The organism is Streptomyces sp. MMCC 100, assembly GCF_041538145.2.
GTDB lineage: Bacteria > Actinomycetota > Actinomycetes > Streptomycetales > Streptomycetaceae > Streptomyces.
This window is the reverse complement of sequence record NZ_JBGORK020000001.1, coordinates 704,115-725,869: the sequence shown is the minus strand read 5'-3', so window position 1 is coordinate 725,869 and position 21,755 is coordinate 704,115. Positions and strand designations below refer to the sequence as shown.

The 21,755-nt window shown below is 72.3% G+C and carries 20 protein-coding genes and 1 pseudogene; 12 read left to right on the top strand and 9 right to left on the bottom strand.

All coding sequences use genetic code 11. The annotated features are described in order from the left end of the window. Nucleotides 1-53: 53 nt before the first annotated feature. The 9 genes from ABS735_RS03420 (at nt 54) to ABS735_RS03380 (ending at nt 9,363) form a co-directional block, all read left to right on the top strand. Nucleotides 54-617, top strand: coding sequence for a GNAT family N-acetyltransferase (locus ABS735_RS03420; protein ID WP_373899897.1), 564 nt, complete (start codon nt 54-56; stop codon nt 615-617). 228 nt (nt 618-845) lie between these two features. Then, on the top strand, nt 846-2,612 hold the full coding sequence (locus ABS735_RS03415) for a hypothetical protein (protein ID WP_373899896.1): 1,767 nt from the start codon (nt 846-848) through the stop codon (nt 2,610-2,612). Nucleotides 2,613-3,080: 468 nt separating this feature from the next. Continuing rightward, nucleotides 3,081-3,464 carry a hypothetical protein gene (locus tag ABS735_RS03410; protein ID WP_373899895.1) on the top strand — a complete coding sequence of 128 codons (384 nt, stop codon included), beginning with the start codon at nt 3,081-3,083 and terminating at the stop codon, nt 3,462-3,464. Nucleotides 3,465-3,942: 478 nt separating this feature from the next. Next, nucleotides 3,943-5,487: an ATP-binding protein gene (locus ABS735_RS03405; protein ID WP_373899894.1), complete on the top strand. Its 1,545-nt coding sequence runs from the start codon at nt 3,943-3,945 to the stop codon at nt 5,485-5,487. Nucleotides 5,488-5,489: 2 nt separating this feature from the next. Then, nucleotides 5,490-5,912: a roadblock/LC7 domain-containing protein gene (locus ABS735_RS03400; RefSeq protein ID WP_373899893.1), complete on the top strand. Its 423-nt coding sequence runs from the start codon at nt 5,490-5,492 to the stop codon at nt 5,910-5,912. Continuing rightward, nucleotides 5,909-6,262, top strand: coding sequence for a DUF742 domain-containing protein (locus tag ABS735_RS03395; RefSeq protein ID WP_373899892.1), 354 nt, complete (start codon nt 5,909-5,911; stop codon nt 6,260-6,262). The genes ABS735_RS03400 and ABS735_RS03395 overlap by 4 nt, the downstream gene beginning before the upstream one ends. Next, nucleotides 6,240-6,896, top strand: coding sequence for a GTP-binding protein (locus ABS735_RS03390; RefSeq protein WP_373899891.1), 657 nt, complete (start codon nt 6,240-6,242; stop codon nt 6,894-6,896). The genes ABS735_RS03395 and ABS735_RS03390 overlap by 23 nt, the downstream gene beginning before the upstream one ends. Next, nucleotides 6,893-8,125, top strand: coding sequence for a cytochrome P450 (locus ABS735_RS03385; RefSeq protein ID WP_373899890.1), 1,233 nt, complete (start codon nt 6,893-6,895; stop codon nt 8,123-8,125). Before ABS735_RS03390 ends, ABS735_RS03385 begins: the two co-directional genes overlap by 4 nt. 11 nt (nt 8,126-8,136) lie before the next feature. Continuing rightward, on the top strand, nt 8,137-9,363 hold the full coding sequence (locus ABS735_RS03380) for a cytochrome P450 family protein (protein ID WP_373899889.1): 1,227 nt from the start codon (nt 8,137-8,139) through the stop codon (nt 9,361-9,363). 63 nt (nt 9,364-9,426) lie between these two features. Here the strand turns inward: ABS735_RS03380 and ABS735_RS03375 are convergent. Next, nucleotides 9,427-9,636: pseudogene (locus ABS735_RS03375) on the bottom strand (carboxymuconolactone decarboxylase family protein); the annotation flags it as partial. Between the two features lie 245 nt (nt 9,637-9,881). On the opposite strand from ABS735_RS03375, the gene ABS735_RS03370 reads away from it, so the two are divergent. Next, complete coding sequence (locus ABS735_RS03370; protein WP_373899888.1) at nt 9,882-10,184, top strand: hypothetical protein; 303 nt, start codon at nt 9,882-9,884, stop codon at nt 10,182-10,184. Nucleotides 10,185-10,258: 74 nt separating this feature from the next. Here ABS735_RS03370 and ABS735_RS03365 read toward each other — a convergent pair whose 3' ends face one another. From ABS735_RS03365 to ABS735_RS03355, 3 genes are all read right to left on the bottom strand, one after another. Next, nucleotides 10,259-10,618, bottom strand: coding sequence for a VOC family protein (locus ABS735_RS03365; protein ID WP_373899887.1), 360 nt, complete (start codon nt 10,616-10,618; stop codon nt 10,259-10,261). 52 nt (nt 10,619-10,670) lie between these two features. Further along, nucleotides 10,671-12,185 carry an MFS transporter gene (locus ABS735_RS03360; RefSeq protein WP_373899886.1) on the bottom strand — a complete coding sequence of 505 codons (1,515 nt, stop codon included), beginning with the start codon at nt 12,183-12,185 and terminating at the stop codon, nt 10,671-10,673. A 70-nt stretch (nt 12,186-12,255) separates the two neighbouring features. Continuing rightward, nucleotides 12,256-13,659 carry a DUF445 domain-containing protein gene (locus ABS735_RS03355; RefSeq protein WP_373899885.1) on the bottom strand — a complete coding sequence of 468 codons (1,404 nt, stop codon included), beginning with the start codon at nt 13,657-13,659 and terminating at the stop codon, nt 12,256-12,258. A 199-nt stretch (nt 13,660-13,858) separates the two neighbouring features. Here ABS735_RS03355 and ABS735_RS03350 point away from each other — a divergent pair, with 199 nt between their 5' ends. Further along, nucleotides 13,859-15,223, top strand: a complete 1,365-nt coding sequence (locus tag ABS735_RS03350; protein ID WP_373899884.1) for an SGNH/GDSL hydrolase family protein — start codon at nt 13,859-13,861, stop codon at nt 15,221-15,223. A gap of 30 nt (nt 15,224-15,253) precedes the next feature. Here ABS735_RS03350 and ABS735_RS03345 read toward each other — a convergent pair whose 3' ends face one another. Genes ABS735_RS03345 through ABS735_RS03330 form a run of 4 tightly spaced genes read right to left on the bottom strand, consistent with a single transcriptional unit; the run spans nt 15,254 to nt 18,793 of the window. After that, entirely contained in the window at nt 15,254-16,084 is an 831-nt protein-coding gene (locus tag ABS735_RS03345) for a DUF1707 SHOCT-like domain-containing protein (protein ID WP_373899883.1), read from the bottom strand. 33 nt (nt 16,085-16,117) lie between these two features. Then, nucleotides 16,118-17,134: an ABC transporter ATP-binding protein gene (locus ABS735_RS03340; protein WP_373899882.1), complete on the bottom strand. Its 1,017-nt coding sequence runs from the start codon at nt 17,132-17,134 to the stop codon at nt 16,118-16,120. 14 nt (nt 17,135-17,148) lie between these two features. Beyond that, nucleotides 17,149-17,994, bottom strand: a complete 846-nt coding sequence (locus ABS735_RS03335) for an ABC transporter permease (protein WP_373899881.1) — start codon at nt 17,992-17,994, stop codon at nt 17,149-17,151. Then, nucleotides 17,987-18,793 (bottom strand): ABC transporter permease, encoded by an 807-nt coding sequence (locus ABS735_RS03330; protein WP_373899880.1) that lies wholly within the window; start codon nt 18,791-18,793, stop codon nt 17,987-17,989. Before ABS735_RS03330 ends, ABS735_RS03335 begins: the two co-directional genes overlap by 8 nt. A gap of 180 nt (nt 18,794-18,973) precedes the next feature. Between ABS735_RS03330 and ABS735_RS03325 the strand changes: the two genes are divergently transcribed. Then, on the top strand, nt 18,974-21,427 hold the full coding sequence (locus ABS735_RS03325) for a transglycosylase domain-containing protein (RefSeq protein WP_373900214.1): 2,454 nt from the start codon (nt 18,974-18,976) through the stop codon (nt 21,425-21,427). Here ABS735_RS03325 and ABS735_RS03320 read toward each other — a convergent pair. Continuing rightward, nucleotides 21,421-21,741: a DMT family transporter gene (locus tag ABS735_RS03320; protein WP_019325643.1), complete on the bottom strand. Its 321-nt coding sequence runs from the start codon at nt 21,739-21,741 to the stop codon at nt 21,421-21,423. The genes ABS735_RS03325 and ABS735_RS03320 overlap by 7 nt on opposite strands. Between the last annotated feature and the right edge of the window lie 14 nt (nt 21,742-21,755).

The window sequence follows — 21,755 nt, the reverse complement described above, 5'->3', positions numbered from 1 at the left end:
GCGTTCGGTGTTCGTCGTCGCGCCGGTACCCATGAAGGCGCAAGATGAGGCGCATGACTCTGGCCGCCCCCGTACTGCACACCGCGCGCCTGCGGCTGCGCCCCTTCACCGACGCCGACGGGGACCGTCTCTTCGCGCTGCACAGCAACACCCACGTCATGCGCTACTGGGATTCCCCGCCGTGGACCGAGCGGGCCCGCGCCGAGCGCTTCCTCGCGACGTGCCGGAAGATGGCGGACGAGGGCACCGGCGCGCGGGTGGCCGTCGACCGTGCGTCCGACGGGGCCTTCGTCGGCTGGTGCGGTCTGGTCGAGTGGAACCCGGTCCACCGCAGCGCGTCGTTCGGTTACTGCCTCGACGAGGCGATGTGGGGGCACGGCTACGCGACCGAGGCCGCGCACGCCCTGCTGCGGTGGGGCTTCGACACGCTGGACCTGAACCGGGTGCAGGCCGAGGCCGATACGCGCAACACGGCGTCCGCCCGGGTTCTGGAGAAGGTCGGGTTCGTGCGTGAAGGGACTTTGCGGGAGGACTGCGTCGTGAACGGCGAGGTGTCGGACTCCTGGGTGTTCGGGCTGATCAGGCGGGAGTTCGCTGGGACAGGCGCAGGCCGTTGAGGTAGGTGACGGCCTAGCCGACGAACGCCGGCCCGATGGTGACGACCAGTGTGATCACGGGGGGAGCGATGCCGGCGGGCGGTATGCCGCGCGCATCCGCTCCGCCGAAGACACGGAGTGCGACGCGTTCCGCGCGCGTCCGTGAGGTGTTTCCCCGCCGCACCCTTTCCGTTCGCCGTGCCTGGCTACCTTCGCCTCGCCCGGTCCGGCAGCAGGAGAGGTATGTCCATGAGCACCCCGGTCCAGCACACGTCGCCCCGGCCGTCCGTGGTCACGTCGGCGTCGGCCCGGCAGCGTCGGGAACGGGAGGGGAGCCGGGCCGGGAGTCCGTCCGGGCGTTCGGCGGAGCACGCCTTCCTCCGGTTCCAGTCCAGCGTCGGCAACCGGGCCGCGACCGCCGCCGTGCAGCGCGTCCGGAGCGCGACCATGGAACGGGCGCCGGAGTCCGCCGAGTCGTCCCGGCCGGGCACGCCGGAGAGCTTCGTGACCGCCCGGTCGGGTAGCTCGGACAGCTTCGTGACCGCCCGGCCGGGCACCCCGGACAGCCACGAGACGTCCCGGCCGGGCACCCCGGACACCTTCGTGACGGCCAGGGAGTCGGAACCGGAATCGGAGGCGGAGGCGGCCGCCGCGGCGAGATCGGCGGACGACCTGGTCAAACGGGCCGCCGAGCTGCTGGACCGGTTCAAGAAGAACCTCGACCCCACGGACAACCTGGCCAAGGGCGCCCAGACCCCCGCCAGCGCCGGCCTCGGCCAGGCGGCCACCGCCTCGGGCGACGGAGCCCTCAAGCATGACGCCGCCGCCGCGGGCACCGCCGCCGGAACGTGGAACCTCCTCACCGAGGTCACCGGTGTCGTGGTCAACGCGTACGACTCGCTCAAGAACATGAAGGACGCCAGGAGGAACCGGTCCGGGGCCGCGCACCACACGGCGAACAGGAAAGCCTGGACCAAGGGGGCGGACGCGGTCGTCGGCACCGCCAGTTCGGGCGGTTACGGCGCCGCCGTCGCCAAGGAGACGACCAAGCTCCAGGCGGCGGCGGACGCGGCGACCGCCGCCGAGGTGAGTGGCATCTTCAGTGCCGTCACCGGCCTGTGGAAGGGCGCCCGGGCCGCGGGCAAGGTCGGGGGAGCGACCCGCAAGTACCGGAGGATCAAGCAGCTCGGAGATCCGGGCGCCGTCCACGCGGAGCTGCTGGCCCGGCTGCGGGAGGAGTCGGACCAGGCCGAGCAGCGGGTCGACGCGGCGTTCGCGCGGCTGAACGCCGTCAGGGAGGCCGGCCAGGGGCGCCCGCCCAGGGAGTGGTACCCGGCCGCCGAGGCGGCATTCGACGCCATCAGGGAGGAGTACGAGCGCGCCGGGAGCGCCGCGGCGGCCTACCGGCGTGCCGTGCAGGACACGGAAACCCTGAGCGGGACACAGAAGTACGCGAAGAAGAAGCAGCTCACCAAGATCGGCAAGGAGACGGTGGGCGGCGTGGTGGGCGAGCCCGCCAAGGCCGCGGGCGGCATCGTGGCGGCGGTCACCGCGGCGGGGGTGCTGGGGAGCAACCCGGGCGGTTGGATCGCCGCCGCGGTGGGGGCCGGTCTCATCCTCGGCGTGGCCGGATACAAGGCGGGGCGCGCGGCCACGAAGCGCTACGAAGAGGTCCGCCACCCCGAGCGCTGGGCACCGGAGGGCGTGGAACCGGATGCGGCCTGGTCCCGCAAGGATTCGCTGAAGCACGCCCTGAAGGTCTGGAAGAAGGTGTCGAAGGGCGAACGCCAGGCCATGGCCCGCAAGATCTACGGTCTCGCGGCGGGACCCGACATTCCCGGGAGCGCCGACACGACGCCCGAGATACGGCAGTCCGCCCGGGAGTTGCTCGTCGCGCTCAAGGCGGGCCCCGTGCAGCACAAGCTGCAGCCGGAGGCATGGGCGGCGACCCTCAACGACCCGGAGAAGACCGCCGGCTGGGTCAAGGAGATCGCGGAGCAGCTGGCCTCGGGGTGACCGAGAGGGTGACCGAGAGGGTGACCGGGAGGGTGACCGGGAGGCGTCGCCGCTTCCGCCGTGGCGAGGCGCCGCCTCCCCGCAGTCCCTACCGCAGGGCCTCCCGCAGTCCCTACCGCAGGGCCTCCCGCAGTCCCTGCCGCAGCCCCTACCGCAGGGCCCCCAGCACCTCCCGCATGCCGGTCGCCTCCCGGCCCGGCAGCGTGCCCAGCGTCGGGTCGGTGGTGGCGAACTCGCCGGCGCGGGTGGCGGCGAAGATGCCCAGGAGCTGGTCGGCGTGGTGCGCGGGGACGCCCTGGACGACCAGCTGGTCGCGGAAGCCGGCCCCGGGTGCGGTGGTCCTCGTGAAGGCGCGGCCGGTCCCCTCAACACGTCGACCCCGACCCGCGCGCCCCCGTCGAGGACCTGCGGGACGGCTGGGACCTCGCGATCGAGTTCGGTCTGGCCAATCCAGCGCTGTACACGCTGATGAACACCGAACCCGCGCGGACCGGATCGGCCGCCTTCAAGGCCGGCACGGAGATCCTGATGGGCCGGATACGGCGCCTCGCCGCCGGAGGACGGCTCCGCGTGGACGAGGAGCTCGCGGCCCGGATCGTCCATGCCACGGCGCGCGGCGCGGTGCTCACCTGGCTCTGCCTGCCCGAGGACCGGCGCGATCCCGCCCTGTTCACCACCCTGCGCGAGTCCATGGTCGCCGCCGTCACCCACGAGCGCCCGGCCGTGCGGGACGCCGGCCCGGCGGGCGCCGCCCGCGCCCTGCGCGCCGCCCTTGCCGAGCAGACGGTTCTCAGCGACGCGGAGCAGCGGCTGCTGAGCGAGTGGCTGAGGCGCCTCGCCGACGGCGGCTGATTCTTTACCAGGACACCACCCGCGAATCCAACGCCTTTTCCAGCCAAAGAGGTTCGGCTGTCATTCGCGCATTTTTCGCGTCAAACCCCCGGCGGTACCGGCTTGTAGTCACGAGGCTGCCACGACGTGTGAGCACAAGCGGTAGTGTCCCTTCCCGTACGTCGAACGCCGTTCGCGGATACGGGAGTTCGAGGCGGCCGGGGACCCCGCGTTCCCGTACCGCTTCGAGTCCGCGTCGTCGGCGCCCCCCTGCTCGTACCGGCCCTCGCGTGTTTTCGGGAGTTCCATGTCGTGCGCCCTCGCCGTCGCCCGCGTCGCTGCTGACTCCGCAGCACGGGGTGCCCATGGAAGACACCGTTCCGCCGGGGCCCGTTGAGAGCCCGGTCGTCATCGGGCCGGCCGGCGCCCCCGCCCCTTCGCGCCGTCCCGCCTCGGCCACCCTCGCCCACACCGACGGCTTCCGATCCGTGAGGACCTGATGACTGAACTGATAGTGACCGCCACCGCCGTGCTGGCGGTGGCCGGAGTCGGGGCCGCGTGGTACTTCCGGCGCAAGGGCGAGCAGGCCCGGCGCCGGGCCGAGCAGCTGCGCGAGCACGCCGACCGGCTCACCCTGCAACTCGTCGCCGCCGAGCAGTGCGTGGGGCATCTCGCGGCCACCGTGATCCCGGCGGCGGCGAAGGGCGGCCACGGCGGTGCGGGCCCCGAGGGCGGGCTGCTCGTGCCGGCGCAGCTCGACGGTACGCCGCTCGCCGAGCGGCTGCGTGCCGTGCCCGGCGCGGTGGCGGCGGCGGTGGGGGACGTACGGACTCAGGAGCGGACGGCCGCCGAACGGGCCGCGGCCCATGCCGCCGAGCAGGTGCGGCAGGACACCGAGCGGCAGATCGCGCAGGTACGGCACGAGTCCGTCGGCGTGGCCCGGGCGGCCGTGCGCGGCTTCGCCAACAACGTCGTGGCCCGCTCGGCGAAGCTGGGCCGGGCCGTCAGCCAGGGCGTACGACGGCACATCTCGGACGAGGCGTACGCGACGCTCGTGGAGATCGACCACCTCGCGCAGCAGATGCTGCTCACGGCGTCGGGGTACGCCGTGCTCGCCGGGGACAAGCTGTCCCGGCGCTGGCCCGCCACCACGTTGACCGACATCGTGCGCGCGGCCATGGGCCGTATCGAGGGGTACGAGCGGATCAAGCACCCCGAGATGGGGTCCGTGGTGGTCGAGGGCCGCGCCGTGGAGGCGGTCGTGCACGCGCTCGCCGTACTGCTGGACAACGCGCTGCGCTACTCGCCGCCCGCCGCCAGTGTCCACGTCTCGCTGGAACAGGGGCACCACGCCTGCTTCCTGATCGTGGACGACGCCGGGCTGCGCATGGACGACGAGCGGCTGCTGTGGGCCAGCGACGTGATGTCCGGCGAGCAGCGCGACGACATCACCCGCCTGGGCGCCCACCCCCAGACCGGGCTGCGCGTGGCGTCCCTGCTGGCGGAGAACTACGGCTTCCGCGTCGAGCTGACCGCGCCCAACATCTACCAGGGGACCCGGGCCATGGTCGTCCTGCCGAAGAACCTGATCGTCGACCCGTCCGCGGCCCAGCCGGTGCCGCAGGCCGCGTCCCGGACGATGCCGCCGAAGGCCGTGGCACAGGCGGCGGACCAGGCCGCGGAGGAGGCCCCGGGTCAGGCGGTGACCGCGTCTTCCGCCGCACCCGAGCCCGAACCGGCCCCCGCCCCCGTACCCGAGCCCGAGCCGGCCGTCTCGGCTCCCGCCCCCGCGGCCGCCCCCTCTGCCACCACCACCGCCAGCGGTCTTACCGTCCGCCGGCGCTCCACCGCGCCCGCCCCGGCGCGCCGCCCCGCCGCTCCCGACGACACCGAGCCCGGCCGTCCCGCCGTCGCCGCCGCCTGGGCGGCCGGCACCCGCCGCGGCCGGGAGGGCGAGCGGCCCTCGCCGACCTCCGCCGACGCCATCCGCACCTCCGCCGCCCACCCCACCCCCCACGACGGCGCTGACGACGAAGGAAACTGATCGTGCAAGACACACACACCAACAGCCTGGGCTGGCTGCTGGACCAGGAACTCGGCAGCGTCGAGGGCGTCCGGTACGCCGTGCTGATGAGCAGCGACGGGCTGCTGAAGGCCCGCACCGAGACGATCGGCCAGGACGACGGGGAGAAGTTCGCCGCGCTGACCGCGGCGCTGCGCGCGGCGGGCAAGGCCTGGGACGAGTTCACCGGCGGTGCGGGGATGCGGCAGCTGCTGATCGAGTCGGTCGGCTGCATCGGCCTGACGACGACCGCCGCGAAGAACACCATGCTGTCGGTGTGCACGACCGGGCCGGACGCCGACGTCGGGCTGATCTCCCACCACATGGTGCGGCTGGCCACCCGGGTGGGACACGAGCTGGGCACGGAGGAGCGCGTGCCGGTCGCGGACGGCGGCTCACCGGTATGAGCGGGCCGCGGCGCGATCCCGACATGGTCCGGCCCTACGTCCGCACCCAGGGCCGGATCCGCGCGCGCGAGGACGTGCGCCTGGAGAGCGTGGTCATCGCCGCGACCGGTCCCACGGACACCCTCGGCCCGGACGCCCGCAGGGTGATGCGGCTCTTCGCCGGTGCGCACGGCGGACTGGCCGTCGCCGACATCGCGGCCGCGCTGGAGCTGCCGCCCTCCACGGTGCGCATCCTCGTCTCCTCGCTGATGGACTCCGGCCACCTCTCCAGCCCGGTCGCCGCGACCGACGACCAGCCCGACTTCGACCTGCTGCAGGAGGTACTCCGTGGACTTCGCTCCATGGTCTGACCGGACCGACGGGGCCGAAGGTGCCGACCGGGCCGACCCGTCCGTCACCTACGTCCCCGCCACGGTGACCCGGTCGGCCAAGATCGTGGTCGCGGGCGGCTTCGGCGTCGGCAAGACGACGCTGATCGGCAGCGTCTCGGAGGTACGGCCGCTGCGGATGGAGGAGCCGATCACGCAGGCCAGCGCCGGCGTGGACGACCTGCGCGGCACCCCGCACAAGACGACGACCACCGTGGCGATGGACTTCGGCCGCATCCACATGGCCGGCGGCCGGATCGCGCTGTACCTGTTCGGGCTGCCGGGGCAGTCCCGTTTCCAGCCGCTGTGGGAGGACCTGGCCGAGGGCGCCCTCGGCTGTCTCGTCCTGGCCGACACCCGCGACCTCGACGCCTCCCACGACGCCCTCGGCCTGCTCGACGGCGCGGGCATCCCGTACGCCGTCGCCATCAACACCTTCCCGGATGCCCCGGCTTACCCCGAGGCCGAGCTGCGCGAGGCGCTGGCCCTGGAGCCGGCCACGCCCCTGACGTACTGCGACGCCCGCGACCGCACCTCCTCCCTGCACGCCCTGATCACGCTCACCGAGTACCTCTCCGAGCACCGTTCAGCCGCCCTCCTGGAGTCCCGCCGATGACGCTGCCCTCCGCCGAGCCCGCGCCCGCCGGTCCCCCGGGCCGTATCGCCCTGTACGCACCGGAGTTCGCCGCCGACCCGCACGCCGCCTACCGGAGCATGCGCCGCACCCACGGTCCGCTCGTCCCGGTCGACCTGGCGCCCGGCGTCCCCGCGACCCTGGTGATCGGCTACTACCAGGCCCGCCGCATCCTGAACGACCCGCTGCACTTCCCGGCCGACCCCCGCGCGTGGGAGAAGCTGATCCCGGCGACCTGCCCGGTGCGGCCGATGATGGAGTGGCGGCCCAACGCGCTGCGCTCGGGCGGCGCCGAGCACGCCCGTTACCGGTCGGCCAACACCCACGCCATCGACAGGGTCGACCAGCACGGACTGCGCGCCCTCGTCGAGAAGGTCGCCGGCGGTGCCATCGACGGGTTCCGCACCGCCGGATCGGCGGACCTGCTCACCCAGTACTCGTTCCCCATCGCCTTCAGCGTCCTGAGCGCGCTGCTCGGCTGCCCGGACGAGATCGGACAGCGCATCGCCGACGGCATAGCGAAGGTCTTCGACACCACCAACGCCGACGAGGGCAACCTGATCCTCGCCCAGGCCGTGTCCGACCTGGTGACCCTGCGCCGCACCCACCCCGGCGACGACATCACGTCCCGGCTGGCCCTCCACCCCGTCGAGCTGAGCGACGAGGAGATGAGCCATCAGCTCGTCACGCTCTACGGCGCCGGCATCGAACCGCTGACCAACCTGATCAGCAACACGATCCTGAAGATCCTCACCGACGAGGAGTTCTCCGCGGACCTGCACGCCGGGCTCTCCACGGTGCGCGACGCGCTCGACGCCGTCCTCTACACCGACCCGCCGATGGCCAACTACTGCATCTCCTACCCGCCGTACCCCATCGACGTGGAGGGCGTGCTGCTGCCGGCCGACCAGCCGGTCGTGATCTCGATGGCGGCCGCGAACAACGACCCGGCCCTCACCGAGGGCGTGTCCGGGGGACAGCACGGCGGCAACCGCGCCCACCTGGCCTGGAGCACCGGCCCGCACACCTGCCCCGCCCGCTCGCACGCCTACCTGATCGCCGAGACCGCGGTCACCTATCTCCTGGACGCGCTGCCGGAGACGGACCTGGCCCGCCCCCTCGCCGAACTGACCTGGCGCCCCGGCCCGTTCCACCGCGCCCTCGAATCCCTGCCCGTCACCTTCCCCGCCGCGCAACCCGCCGCACACTAAGGAGCCAGGCCATGGCGACCCAGCAGCCCGCCCTCGTCCTCGACCCCACCGGGGCCGGTCACCACGCCGAGCACCGCACCCTGCGCGAGGGCGGCCCGGCCACACGGGTGGACGTCCTCGGGGTCGAGGCCTGGTCGATCAGCGACCCCGCCCTCCTCAAACAGCTGCTCACCAGCCCCGACGTCTCCAAGGACGCCCGGGCGCACTGGCCGGCCTTCGGCGAGGTCGTCGGCACCTGGCCGCTGGCGCTGTGGGTGGCGGTGGAGAACATGTTCACCGCGTACGGGCCCAACCACCGCAAGCTGCGCCGGCTGGTGGCGCCCGCCTTCAGCGCCCGCCGCATAGCCGCGATGCGGCCGGCCGTCGAGGGGATGGTGACCTCGCTCGTCGACCGGCTCGCGGAGCTTCCCGCCGGTGAGCCGGTGGATCTGCGGCAGGAGCTGGCCTACCCGCTGCCCATCGCGGTGATCGGTCACCTCATGGGCGTGCCCGAGGACCGGCGCGACGGCTTCCGCGCCCTCGTGGACGGCGTCTTCGACACCACCCTGGACCAGGCCGAGGCACAGGCCAACGCCGTGCGCCTGTACGGGGTCCTGGACGAGCTGATCGCCGCCAAGCGCGCCACCCCGGGCGACGACATGACGTCCCTGCTCATCGCCGCGCGGGACGACGAGGGGGACGGCGACCGCCTCTCGCCCGAGGAGCTGCGCGACACCCTGCTGCTGATGATCAGCGCCGGTTACGAGACCACCGTCAACGTCATCGACCAGGCCGCGCACACCCTGCTGACCCACCCCGACCAGCTCCAACTGGTCCGCAAGGGCGAAATCACCTGGGGGGACGTGGTGGAGGAGACGCTGCGCCACGAACCGGCGGTCAAGCATCTGCCGCTGCGGTTCGCGGTCACCGACATCCCCCTGCCGGACGGGCGGACCATAGCCCGCGGGGAGGCCATCCTCGCCTCGTACGCCGCGGCCAACCGCCACCCGGACTGGCACCAGGACGCCGACACCTTCGACGCGACCCGCACGGTCAAGGAGCACCTGGCCTTCGGCCACGGCGTCCACTTCTGCCTGGGCGCGCCGCTGGCCCGCATGGAGGTGACCCTCGCGCTGGAGAGCCTCTTCGGCCGCTTCCCGGACATCCGCCTCGCCGACCCGGCCGAGGAGCTGCCGCCCGTGCCCTCCCTGATCAGCAACGGCCACCAGCGGCTCCCGGTCCTGCTGCACGCCGGCTGAGCGGCGCGCTGCGGGGCCAGGGGCCGGGAAGCCGGGGCTCGACGGCCGGAGCCGGGGGTTTCGGCCGAACATCCCCGGCTCGCAGTCGCCGGCCGGCTGCCGGGTGGTGACGTTCAGGCGGTTGTAGGTGTTGATGACGGCGATCAGCCCGACCAGGGCGGTGAGCTGCTCCTCGTCGTAGTGCTCGGCCGCGTTCGCCCAGGCCTCGTCGGTGACGCCGCCGGCGGCGTCGGAGATGCGGGTGCCCTGCTCGGTCAGTTCGAGGGCGGCGCGGCTCGGTCAGTTCGAGGGCGGCGCGCGGCGGCACGGTGTGACGAGCCGGAACACGGCCCGCATGTGACCTGCGTCTCACCCGGTCGGGGTCGTCCGTTCCAGCAGCCGGCCCGGTGCCGCCGTCACGGCGTCCGGCGTTCGTCCGTCACCCGGTGGCCCGCTCCGTCCGGCGGGGTCAGTGGGATTAGCCTCGAACCCGACAAGTCGGTACGGCCGGAGTCGGTCCGGCGGAGCAGGAGGCAGACATGGCGAAGGTTCCCAGCGCGGTGGTCGCCGCAGGCGGTCTCGTCGGCGGGTACGGCGTGGCCCGCTGGACGAAGAAGCGGCAGCTCGGCGGGGCCGTGCTCACCGTCGCCGGGGCCGCCGCCGCGCAGCAGTGGCGGGCGCGGGCCGGCGGGAGGGCCGCGGGCGCGCTGACGGCGGCGTACGTCGCCGGGTTCGCGGGGTCGCACCCGCTGGCCAAGAAGGTCGGCGCCTGGCCCGCCGTGTTCGGTGTCGCCGGTGCCGTGGCGCTGGCCTCCTGGGCGGTCGCCGACCGGCGCGGCTGAGCAGCACGGCACCGGCCGGGACCGGCGACCCGGCACCGCTGGACCAGGAGGACCGGCGGGTCAGGACAGGTGGGTCAGGACAGGTGGGTCAGCACGTTGATCACCCGGCCGTCCGGGGCCCGTACGAAGAAGCGCCGTACGCCCCACTCCTCGTTCTGCGGCTCCCGTACGATCTCGGCGCCCGACGCGGCGACCTGGTCGTAGACCGCGTCGACGTCCTCGACCTCCACGCTCAGGTCGGGGACGACGGGCGCGGTGCGCTCCTCGGTGAAGAGGCTGATCTGGGCGGTGGGGTTGGACGGGGAGGCCAGGGTCGTCACCCAGCCCATGTCCATGACCTCCTCGAAGCCGAGCAGGCCGTAGAAGTCGCGGCTCGTGGTCCACTGCTCCTCCGCCTCGATGTGGATGTTGGGGACGATCCTGCGGATGCTCATCGGGGGCTCCTCGACGTCTGTGCCGGGTCGGACCGGGTCGGCAGGTGTGACGCTACGCGGTCTTCACGCCGGAGCCCGCCGCTCCGGGCGCATCCGGTGCCGCCGTCGACAGCGGCTCCGCGATGTCCTCCAGCGAGCGGCGTTCCGCCTTCACCGCGAGGAACGCCGCCACCAGGCCGGCCGCGCACATCAGTCCCGCGCCGATCTGGAAGGCCAGGACCGTGTCGCCGACCACGCCGGACTCGGTCAGGTCGGCGAAGAGCAGCGGGCCGCTGATACCGCCGGCGGCGGTGCCGAGGGCGTAGAAGAAGGCGATGGCCATGGCCCGGGTCTCCATGGGGAAGATCTCGGAGACGGTCAGGTACGCGCTGGAGGCTCCCGCCGAGGCGAAGAACAGCACCACGCACCAGCAGGCCGTCATGGTCGTCGCCGTGAGCGAGCCGCGGTCGAAGAGCCAGGCCGTGCCGAACAGCAGGATGCCGGAGAGCAGATAGGTGCCGGAGATCATGACCCGGCGGCCGACCGTGTCGAAGAGGTGGCCGAGCAGCAGCGGGCCGCAGAAGTTGCCCGCGGCGATGACGGCGAAGTAGTAGCCGGTGCTGCCGGTCGGCACGTCGAAGAACGTGATGAGGATGGTGCCGAAGCCGAAGGTGATCGCGTTGTAGAGGAAGGCCTGGCCGATGAAGAGGGACAGGCCCAGGATCGCGCGGCGCGGGTAGCGGCCGAAGACGGTCTTGGCGATCAGGCCGAAGCCGATGCTCTTGCGCTGGTGGATGGTGATCTCACCGGCCGGCGGCGGCAGCTTCTCGCCCTTCTCCTGCTCGATCTCCCGTTCGACGGAGGAGACGAGTGCGTCGGCCTTCTCGCCCTGGCCGTGGATGAACTGCCAGCGTGGGCTCTCCGGGACGTGCCGCCGCACCAGAAGCACCACCAGGCCCAGGATCACGCCGAGGGCGAAGCTGAGCCGCCAGCCGATGTCCTTGGCGAAGATGCCGGTGTCCAGCATCACGATGGACAGCAGGGCGCCGCCGATCGCGCCGAGCCAGTAGCTGCCGTTGATGATGAGGTCGACCCGGCCCCGGTAGTGGGACGGGATCAGCTCGTCGATCGCGGAGTTGATCGCCGCGTACTCGCCGCCGATGCCGAAGCCGGTGAGGAAGCGGAAGAGGAAGAACCACCAGGACTCGAAGGAGACCGCGGTCAGCGCGGTCGCCGCCAGATAGACCACCAGCGTGATCATGAACAGCTTCTTGCGGCCGTGGCGGTCGGTCAGCCAGCCGAAGAACAGGGCGCCGGAGCAGGCCCCCGCCACATAGAGGGCGGCGGCGAGGCCGGTGATCTGGGCGGAGCTGATGTCGAGGCCGCTGCCGTCCTCGGCGATGCGTCCGGCGACGTTGCCGACGATCGTGACTTCCAGGCCGTCGAGGATCCAGACGGTGCCCAGGCCGATCACGATCATCCAGTGCCAGCGTGACCAGGGCAGCCGGTCCAGCCGGGCGGGGACGGCCGTGGTGACGGTCCCGGTGGAGGCGGGCACCGAACCCGACGACGACGCTTCTGCTGTCATGGCACCCTCTCCGTCGAGCGAACGCCTCACGTGTGCCCGGGACCGGCCACGCCACGCCCGGCGTACGGGGCTACGCCCCCAGGATGCGGGAGACCGTGTAGATCAGCAGCCCGGCCAGCGAGCCGACCACCGTGCCGTTGATCCGGATGAACTGGAGGTCGCGGCCGATGTTCGCCTCGATCTTCTTCGTGGTGTGCTCGGCGTCCCAGCCCGCCACCGTGTCGGTGATCAGGGAGGTGATCTCGCGCCGGTAGGTGGTCACCACGTAGACCGCGGCGCCCTCCACCCATCCGTCGACCTTGCCCTGCACCTTGGGGTCGGAGGCCATCCGGGTGCCCAGGGACAGCAGCGAGGCGCGGACCCTGAGGCGCAGCTCGCTGCGCTCGTCCTCCGCCGCCGAGACGATCATGGACCGTACGGCCGTCCAGGCGGACGCGATCAGGTCCTGGACCTCGCCGCGGCCCAGCACCTCGGTCTTCAGCCGTTCCACGCGCGCGCGGGTCTCCGTGTCGGACTGGAGGTCGGCGGCGAAGTCGGTGAGGAAGCGGTCGAGGGCGCCGCGCGCGGGGTGGGCGGGCATGTCGCGCATCTCGGTGACGAAGCGCAGCAGCTCCTTGTAGACCCGGTCGCCGATCCTCTTGTCGACGAACCGGGGGGTCCATCCGGGTGCCCCGCCCTGTACGGCGTCCATCACGGAGTCGCCGTGCAGGATCAGCCAGTCGTGGGCGCGGGAGACGATCAGGTCGACGGCGCGCTTGTGGCCGCCGTCGGAGACGACCCGGTCCAGCATCTTGCCGATGCCGGGCGCGATCTCCTGCGCGTCGGCACGGCGCGTGATCGCCTCGCCGACCACCGCCTGGACGTCGGAGTCGCGCAGCACGGTGAGGGCGCCGCGCAGGGCGGCGGACAGCTCGGCCGTCACCCGGTCGGCGTGTTCGGGCACGGCGAGCCAGGCGCCGAGGCGGCTGCCGATGCCGACGGCGCGCAGCCGCTGGCGCACGACGTCCTCGGAGAGGAAGTTCTCCCCGACGAACTCGCCCAGCGAGACGCCCAGCTGGTCCTTCTTCTTCGGGATGATCGCGGTGTGCGGGATGGGGATGCCGAGCGGGTGGCGGAAGAGGGCGGTGACCGCGAACCAGTCGGCGAGCGCGCCGACCATGCCGGCCTCGGCGGCGGCCGACACGTAGCCCGCCCAGGCGCCCGCGCCCCGGTGGGAGGCCCACTCGGCCAGGACGTAGACCACGGCGACGAAGAGCAGCAGGCCGGTGGCGGTGAGCTTCATCCGGCGCACACCGCGGCGCTTGACCTCGTCGGCCGGACTGAAGGACGTCATCGCGCGGTCGCGGACCACACCCCCGCCCGCGCCGCCGGTGTCCGCCCCCGCACCACCGGTGTCCAGCCCCGTGCCTCCGGAACGCCCAGCACCTCCGGTGTCTCCGGCACCTTCAGGAAGTTCCGCTTTCGTGCGTTCCATCCGCTCCACCGTTCGCTGATACGTCCCTCACACATTGTCCCTTCATGACCGACTCCCGGAACGGAACACAAGTTCCCGGCGTCTGTCCCGGGAGGGGGAACGCCCGGGGCTCCCGCGGCCTTTCCCCCGCCCATGACGCATCATGGGGTCATCGGACCGGAGCCTCGGGGCTCCCCTCGCCCGAGGAGAACAGAACAGCATGACCCGGGGTCGTGACGGGGGTGCGGGGGCGCCTCCCACCAAGCACCGTGCCCTGCTCGCGGCGATCGTCACCCTGATAGTGGCGATCTCCGCGGCCATATTCGCCGGAGCGTCCGCGGACGACGGCACCAGGGACCACGCACCGCAGGCCGGAGGCCGTCTCTCACGGGGAGACGCCGCCCCCGCCTCCACGGGCGCCTGGGTGGGCGCCTGGGCCACCGCACCGGCCGCGGCCGAGCCGGGCACCGAGACGACCGGCGTGGCGGGCCGCTCCGTGCGCAACGTCGTGCACACCTCGGTCGGCGGCACCAGCGCGCGGATCACCCTGTCCAACCTGTACGGCCAGTCGCCGCTGACCATCACCCACGCCTCGATAGCCCTGGCCGCGGGACCCGACACGGCCGCCGCGATCGCCGACACCATGCGCCGGCTGACCTTCGGCGGCAGCGCCCGGGTGATCATCCCGGCGGGCGGTCAGGTGATGAGCGACATCGCCCGCATCGCCATCCCGTACGGGGCGAACGTCCTGGTCACCACGTACTCCCCCATCCCGTCCGGGCCGGTGACCTACCATCCGATGGCCCGGCAGACCAGCTACCTCGCCGACGGCGACCGCACGGCGGACGTCACGGCCGTCGCGTACACCACCCCCACGCCGTACTGGCGCTACCTGACCGCCCTCGACGTGCTGAGCCACGAGGCCGACGGCACGGTCGTGGCCTTCGGCGACTCGATCACCGACGGTCTCGGCTCCGACGCCGACGCCAACCACCGCTGGACCGACGTCCTCGCCGAGCGGCTGCACGAGGCGGCCGGCACCGGCCGGGACACGCCCCGCTACAGCGTCGTCAACGAGGGCATCAGCGGCAACCGGCTCCTGACCGGCAGGACGGGCCGGCCCGCCGACAACCCGAGCGGGCTGAGCCGGTTCGAACGGGACGTGCTGGAGCGCACCGACGTCAAGGTCGTCGTCGTCCTCCTCGGCGTCAACGACATCCTGCACAGCCCGGAACTCGCCGACCGCGACGGCATCCTCACCGGCCTGCGCACCCTCGTCGGCCAGGCGCACGCCCGGGGGCTGCGGGTCGTCGGCGGGACGATCACGCCGTTCGGCGGCTACGGCGGCCGGACCAAGGCCCGCGAGGCGATGCGGCAGGAGGTCAACGAGGAGATCCGCTCCGGCCGGGTCTTCGACGCGGTCGTCGACTTCGACAAGGCCCTGCGCGACCCCTACGATCCGCGCCGGATGCGCTCCGACTACGACAGCGGCGACCACCTGCACCCCGGCGACAAGGGGTACGCGCGCATGGGGCAGGTCCTCGACCTGGACGTGCTGAAGGGTGCCGCGCCGGTCGAGGCGTAGGCCGGGAGCCGACGAGGGCCGGGGCGGCGCTCAGCTGTCCCGGCGGCGCTCCCGTTCCCGTTCCAGCTCCCGTTCGCGGTCCCGGTCGGCGCCGTGCAGGTCGGCGCCGTGCAGGTCGTGCAGGCCGTGGCGGGAGGCGTCCAGCTCCGTGCGGCCGGAGCCGCGCTCCAGCCGGCCCCGCTCCCGCTCCTGGCGGCGCTCCAGCTTCTCCTGCCGGCGCTCCTCCCTCAGCCGCTGCCGCTCCGCCCGCGTCACCTTGCGCTCCACGCCGACGCCGCCCCAGAAGGCGAAGCCCGTCACCACCACGCGCGGGGCTCCCCGGTCACCGGGGACGCCCTCCTCGCGGTGGTCGAAGCCGCCCATGATGCCGACGCCGCGCACGATCACCTCGACGCCCGGCGGCACGACCACGTTCATCCCGCCCATGATCGCCACGCAGTTGATCACGACCTCGCCGGCCGAGAAGTCCGCCTCGCGCAGGTCGATCTCCCCGCCGCCCCAGAACGCGAAGCAGTTGAACCGCCTCGGCACCGTCCAGCGCCCCTTGCGCTGGAAGCCGGACATCACGGCGACCGCCCACGTCGACGAACCCTCGCCGCCGGTGATCCGCCCCGCCCAGTCCCCGTCCCGCTCGGGCTCCTTGGTCATCCGCACCCGGGGCGCCGCGGCCACCTCGCCGACCGGCAGGTCCCGGGTGATCGGCGCCAGCTCCCCGTACGTCCGCGCGCTGTAGGTGGCCTCCAGCCGCTCCTCGAACTCGGCCATGTCCAGGCGTCCCTCGGCGAGGGCGTCGCGCAGGACCTCGGCGACTCGTTCACGGTCGGCGTCGGATGCGCGGAGTTCCGGGGCGTCGTCGGTCATGGACAGCAGCCTACGAGGTCACCGCGCCGGACACTACGCGCCCGCGCGTTCCGCGTACATCTTCGCGATCACCGACTCGATGTCCGGCTCCCGCACCGACAGGTCCACCAGCGGATACCGGGCAGCGATCCGCGCCACCAGCCCGGCCGCCGACGCCGACGCCGGGAACGCCAGCCACTGCCGCGGCCCCTCCACCCGCACCACCCGCGCGGGCTCCGGCGCCTCGATCGGCGGCAACTCCCGTTCCAGGTCGACCACCAGGGTGCGCTCACTCTCCCCCGCCTCGTGCAGGCCGTCCAGCGGGCCGTCGTACATCAGCCGTCCGTGGTCGATGACCATCACGCGCGAGCACAGCTGCTCGATGTCCTGCAGGTCGTGCGTGGTCAGCAGCACCGTCGTGCCGCGCTCCGCGTTCAAGTCCCGCAGGAAACCCCGCACCTTCGCCTTCGAGACCACGTCGAGCCCGATCGTCGGCTCGTCCAGGTACAGCACCTCCGGGTCGTGCAGCAGCGCCGCCGCGATGTCGCCGCGCATCCGCTGGCCCAGGGAGAGTTGCCGCACCGGGACGTCCAGCAGCTCCTGGAGCTGGAGGAGTTCGACGCAGCGGTCCAGGTTCTCCCGGTAACGGGCGTCCGGGATGCGGTACATGCGGTGCATCAGCCGGTAGGAGTCGATCAGCGGCAGGTCCCACCACAGCGTCGTGCGCTGCCCGAACACCACCCCGATGCGGTGCGCCAGCCGGATCCGCTGCCGGGACGGATCGATGCCGGCCACCCGCAGCCGGCCGCCGCTCGGCGTCAGGATGCCGGTGAGCATCTTGATCGTCGTCGACTTCCCGGCACCGTTCGGGCCGATGTAGCCGACCATCTCGCCGCGCGACACCGTGAACGACAGCCCGTCCACGGCGCGCACCTGCCGCCGCTCCCGCTTCAGGAAGCCCGTCTTCTTGCGCACGTCGAAGACCTTCTCCACGCCGTCCAGCTCGATGAAGGCCGCGGCCCCCACCTCTGCCGGCGTCTCCGGCACCGTCATCTCCGCCCTCTCCGCCATCTCCGCCCTCTCCGTCAGTTCCCCGTGCTCCGGTAGGAACGCAGACCCGCCCGCCAGGCCAGCCCGGCCGGCGCACAGCAGGCCACGGCCACCAGCGGCGTCGTGAACGCCACCCACCCGGGCAGGTCCAGCGGATACGGCCGCCCCAGCACATAGCTCGCCGGCAGCCAGTTCACGAACGCCAGCGGCACCACGAAGGTCGCCCCGCGCACCAGGTCCAGCGCGAACACGGTCGGCGGGTACTGCAGCAGCGTCGTACCGCCGTAGGTGAAGGCGTTGGACACCTCCGAGGCGTCCTGCGCCACGAACTGGAACGCCGCCGCCACCACGAACACCGCGCCGAAGATCCCGGCCCCGCCGAGCAGCATCACCGGCATCAGCAGCAGCTTCGCCGCCGTCCAGTCGACGTCCACGACCACCAGCGCGTACCCGAGCACCAGCAGCCCCTGCGTCACCCGGCCCAGCCGGCGCAGTGCGAACCGGTCCGCCGCCACCTGCGCCAGCACCGGCACGGGCCGCACCAGCAGCGTGTCCAGCGTGCCGTCGCGCACCCGGCGCCCCAGCCGGTCCATCGAGCCGATCGCCAGGTCGGCCAGACCGAAGGACACCCCGGACAGCCCGTACAGGAACGCCACCTCGGGCAGCGACCAGCCGCCCAGCGCGTCGACCCGGGAGAACATCAGCAGGATCGTCACGAAGTCCAGCACGGTCATCGCGAAGTTCCCGAACGTCGTCAGCACGAACGACGTCCGGTACGCCATCGTCGACCTGACCCACATCCCGGCGATCAGCCCGTACGCGCGCACCCCCTCGACGACCCGCCCGCGCCGCACACCCCTGCCGGCCACCGCCTCAGCCACCCTGGACCACCACCCGTCGCGTCGCCGCCGACTGCACCAGCCGGCCCAGCGCCAGCAGCGCCACCGCCCAGGACGCCTGGAACACATACGTCCCCAGCGGATCCGCCTCCCCCAGCAGCACGTCCGCCGGCGCCTGCAGCAGCGACGACCACGGCAGCGCCCGCACCACGTCGCCGAGCGCCCCCGGGAACACGTTCAGCGGCAGCAGCATCCCCGAGCAGAACAGTCCCGCCAGCCATGCCATCTGCGTCACCCCGGTCCCGTCGAGCAGCCAGAACGCCGAGAGCGCCACCAGATAGCGCAGCGCGAAACCCACCAGCATCGCCAGCACCAGCGTCACCAGGAACGCCGCCCACACGGACGCCTCCCGCGGCAGCGCCACCGGGAAGAACAGCGACCCGAACACGAACGGCACCACCCCGCGGCCCAGCAGCTGGAACAGCGCCCGGCCCACGTCCGCCGCCAGCCACCACAACTGAAGATCCACAGGGCGGTACAGATCGACGGCGACATCACCCGTACGGATGCGCTCCATCAGCTCGTCCTCGAACCCCCCGCCGCCGATCGCCAGCGCCGCCAGCAGCGCCTGCCCCAGCCACACGAAGGTCACGGCCTGCGCCTGGTCGTACCCTCCGAGCTGCGGTTTCTCGTCCCACAGGGCCAGATAGGTGTAAACCAGGATCAGTCCGAAAACGGTGTTGGTGAACACCCCGGCCGCAGTGGCCGCCCGATACGTCGCGTACCGTCGGAATCCACCCGCCGCGACGGCCACGTACAACCGCCCCGAGCCCGCACCCACAGCCCTCCCCCTCCGACCGGCACCGAAGCGCAGGAGCCTAGTGCGACCGCGAAGGCCCCTGCCACGGAATTTCACGGGTGTGCCGTCGAGTGGGAACGGAACCCACGGTGCGAGAGTCTTCATCAGAAGAACTCAGACGTACGAAAACCGTACGAAATGAAACAGGAGTCCGTGCACGAGATGAGCGACGAGCCGCAGCCGCAGCAGCCGAACCCGGGCTGGGCGCCGAAAGAGCCACAGGCGGCCGGCAAGGGGCAGACGCAGGAGCCCGGAGCGCCGGGAGCACCGGACGCCTCCGGGAAGGCGAAGAAGCCCAAGCGGCCCAAGCGCACCGGCTGGCGCCGGCTGATCCCCACCTGGCGCATCGTGCTGAGCACCGTCGTCGTCGGCCTGCTGCTCATCGTCGGCGGCTTCTTCCTCGGCTACCACCTCGTGCAGATCCCCCCGGCCAACGCGCTCGCCACCAAGCAGTCCAACGTCTACCTGTACGCCGACGGCAGCGTCCTCGCCCGCGACGGCGAGGTCAACCGCGAGAGCGTCGGCCTCGCCCGCATCTCCAAGGACGCCCAGCACGCCGTGCTCGCCGCCGAGGACCGCGACTTCTACACCGAGTCCGCCATCGACCCCGGAGCGATGGTCCGGGCCGGCTGGAACACCGCCACCGGCAAGGGCAAGCAGTCCGGCTCCACGATCACCCAGCAGTACGTCAAGAACTACTACCTGGGCCAGGAGCAGACGGTCACCCGCAAGGTGAAGGAGTTCTTCATCTCGATCAAGCTCGACCGGGAGAAGAACAAGAGCGAGATCCTCGAGGGCTACCTCAACACCAGCTTCTTCGGCCGCGGCGCCTACGGCATCCAGGCCGCCGCCCAGGCCTACTTCGGCGTCGACGCCAAGGACCTCACCGCCGCCCAGGGCGCCTACCTCGCCTCCCTGCTCAACGCCCCCAGCCAGTACGACGTCGTCGCCCACCCCGAGAACAAGCCCGCCGCCGAGGCCCGCTGGAACTACGTCATGAACGGCATGGCCGACAAGGGCTGGATCAGCGCCTCCGAGCGCGCCGCCGCGAAGTTCCCCAAGCCCAAGCAGTCCACCATCTCCACCAACATGTCCGGACAGCGCGGCTACGTCGTCAACATCGTCAAGAAGTACCTGATCGACAACGGCATCGTCGACGAGGAAGAACTCGGCCGCGGCGGCTACCGCATCACCACCACCCTGCAGAAGGACAAGCAGGACGCCTTCGTCAAAGCCGTCGACGACAAGCTGATGTCCCAGCTGGACACGAAGGAACGCAAGGTCGACACCTACGTCCGCGCCGGCGGCGCCTCCGTCGACCCGAAGACCGGCAAGGTCGTCGCGATGTACAACGGCATCGACTACGTCAAGCAGTACACACCCAACGCCGTCCGCCGCGACTTCCAGGTCGGCTCCACCTTCAAGCCCTTCGTCTTCACGTCCGCCGTCGAGAACCACTCCGAGACGCAGGACGGCCGCACCATCAACCCGAACACGCGCTACGACGGCACCAGCGAACGCCCCGTCCAGGGCTGGAGCGGCGGACGCTACGCCCCCGAGAACGAGGACCACCGCGACTACGGCAACGTCACCGTCCGCGAGGCCACCGACAAGTCCATCAACGCCGTGTACGCCCAGATGGCCGTCGACGTCGGCTCCGACAAGGTCAAGCAGACCGCGATCGACCTCGGGCTGTCCAAGAACACCCCCGAGCTGACCCCCTCCCCCTCCATCGCCCTCGGCGTCGCCACCGCCAGCCCCCTCGACATGGCGGAGGCCTACGCGACCATCGCCAACCACGGCAGGCACAGCACCTACACGCTGGTCGAGAAGGTCACGAAGGACGGCAAGCAGGAGGTCGACCTGCCCGAGCGGCGCGAGCACCAGGCCGTCAGCCGCGAGGCCGCCGACACCACCACGTCCGTCCTGCGCAGCGTCGTCCAGAACGGCACCGCCACCGCCGCCCAGGCCGCCGGCCGCCCCGCCGCGGGCAAGACCGGCACCGCCGAGGAGGACACGGCCGCCTGGTTCGCCGGCTACACCCCCGACCTCGCGACCGTCGTCGCCGTCATGGGCCAGGACCCGAAGACCGCCGCCCACAAGTCCCTGTACGGTGCCACGGGCCTCGCCCGCATCAACGGCGGCGGCGCCCCCGCCGAGATCTGGAGCCAGTACACCCGCAACGCCCTCGAGGACGAACCCGTCACCGACTTCGACCTCCAGCTCCAGAGCGGCGCCGACGTCACCGCACCCCCGACCGGCGACTCCTCGGACGAACCCGGCGACGGCGACGAGAGCGGCAGCAGCGACCCGGACGACCGGTCCACCGGCGACGAGGAGGGCACCGACACCCCGGGCGACTCCGGCAGCAGCACCCCGCCCGGCGACTCCGGCGGCACCGAGACCGGCCCCCCGTCGACCGGCGGCGGCACCCCCGGCACGGGCAGCCCGAGCACCGAGCCGGGCCCCACGGGCGGCGGTGACTCAGGCGGCGACGACTCCTCCAACGGCGGTACAGGGCCGGGCGACGGGGACACGACCGGCGCCGGCGGCGGCGACTCGGACACCACCGCCGGCACGATCGCCGGCATCCCCGTCACACCCCGGCGTCAGTGACCCGAGGTCGCCTTCAGCCCCACCACGGCGACCAGCAGCAGACAGATGAAGAAGATCCGGGCGGCGGTCGCCGGCTCCCCCAGCACCACCATGCCGAGCACCGCCGCCCCGGCCGCGCCGATGCCCACCCACACGCCGTAGGCGGTACCGATGGGCAGCGTCCGGGCCGCGTACGACAGCAGCATCATGCTCGCGACGATCCCGGCACCGGTGAACACGCTCGGCCACAGCCGGGTGAAACCGTCGGTGTACTTCATCCCGATCGACCAGCCGACCTCGAGCAGACCGGCGACGACGAGCAGAACCCACGCCATGACAGGCACCTCCG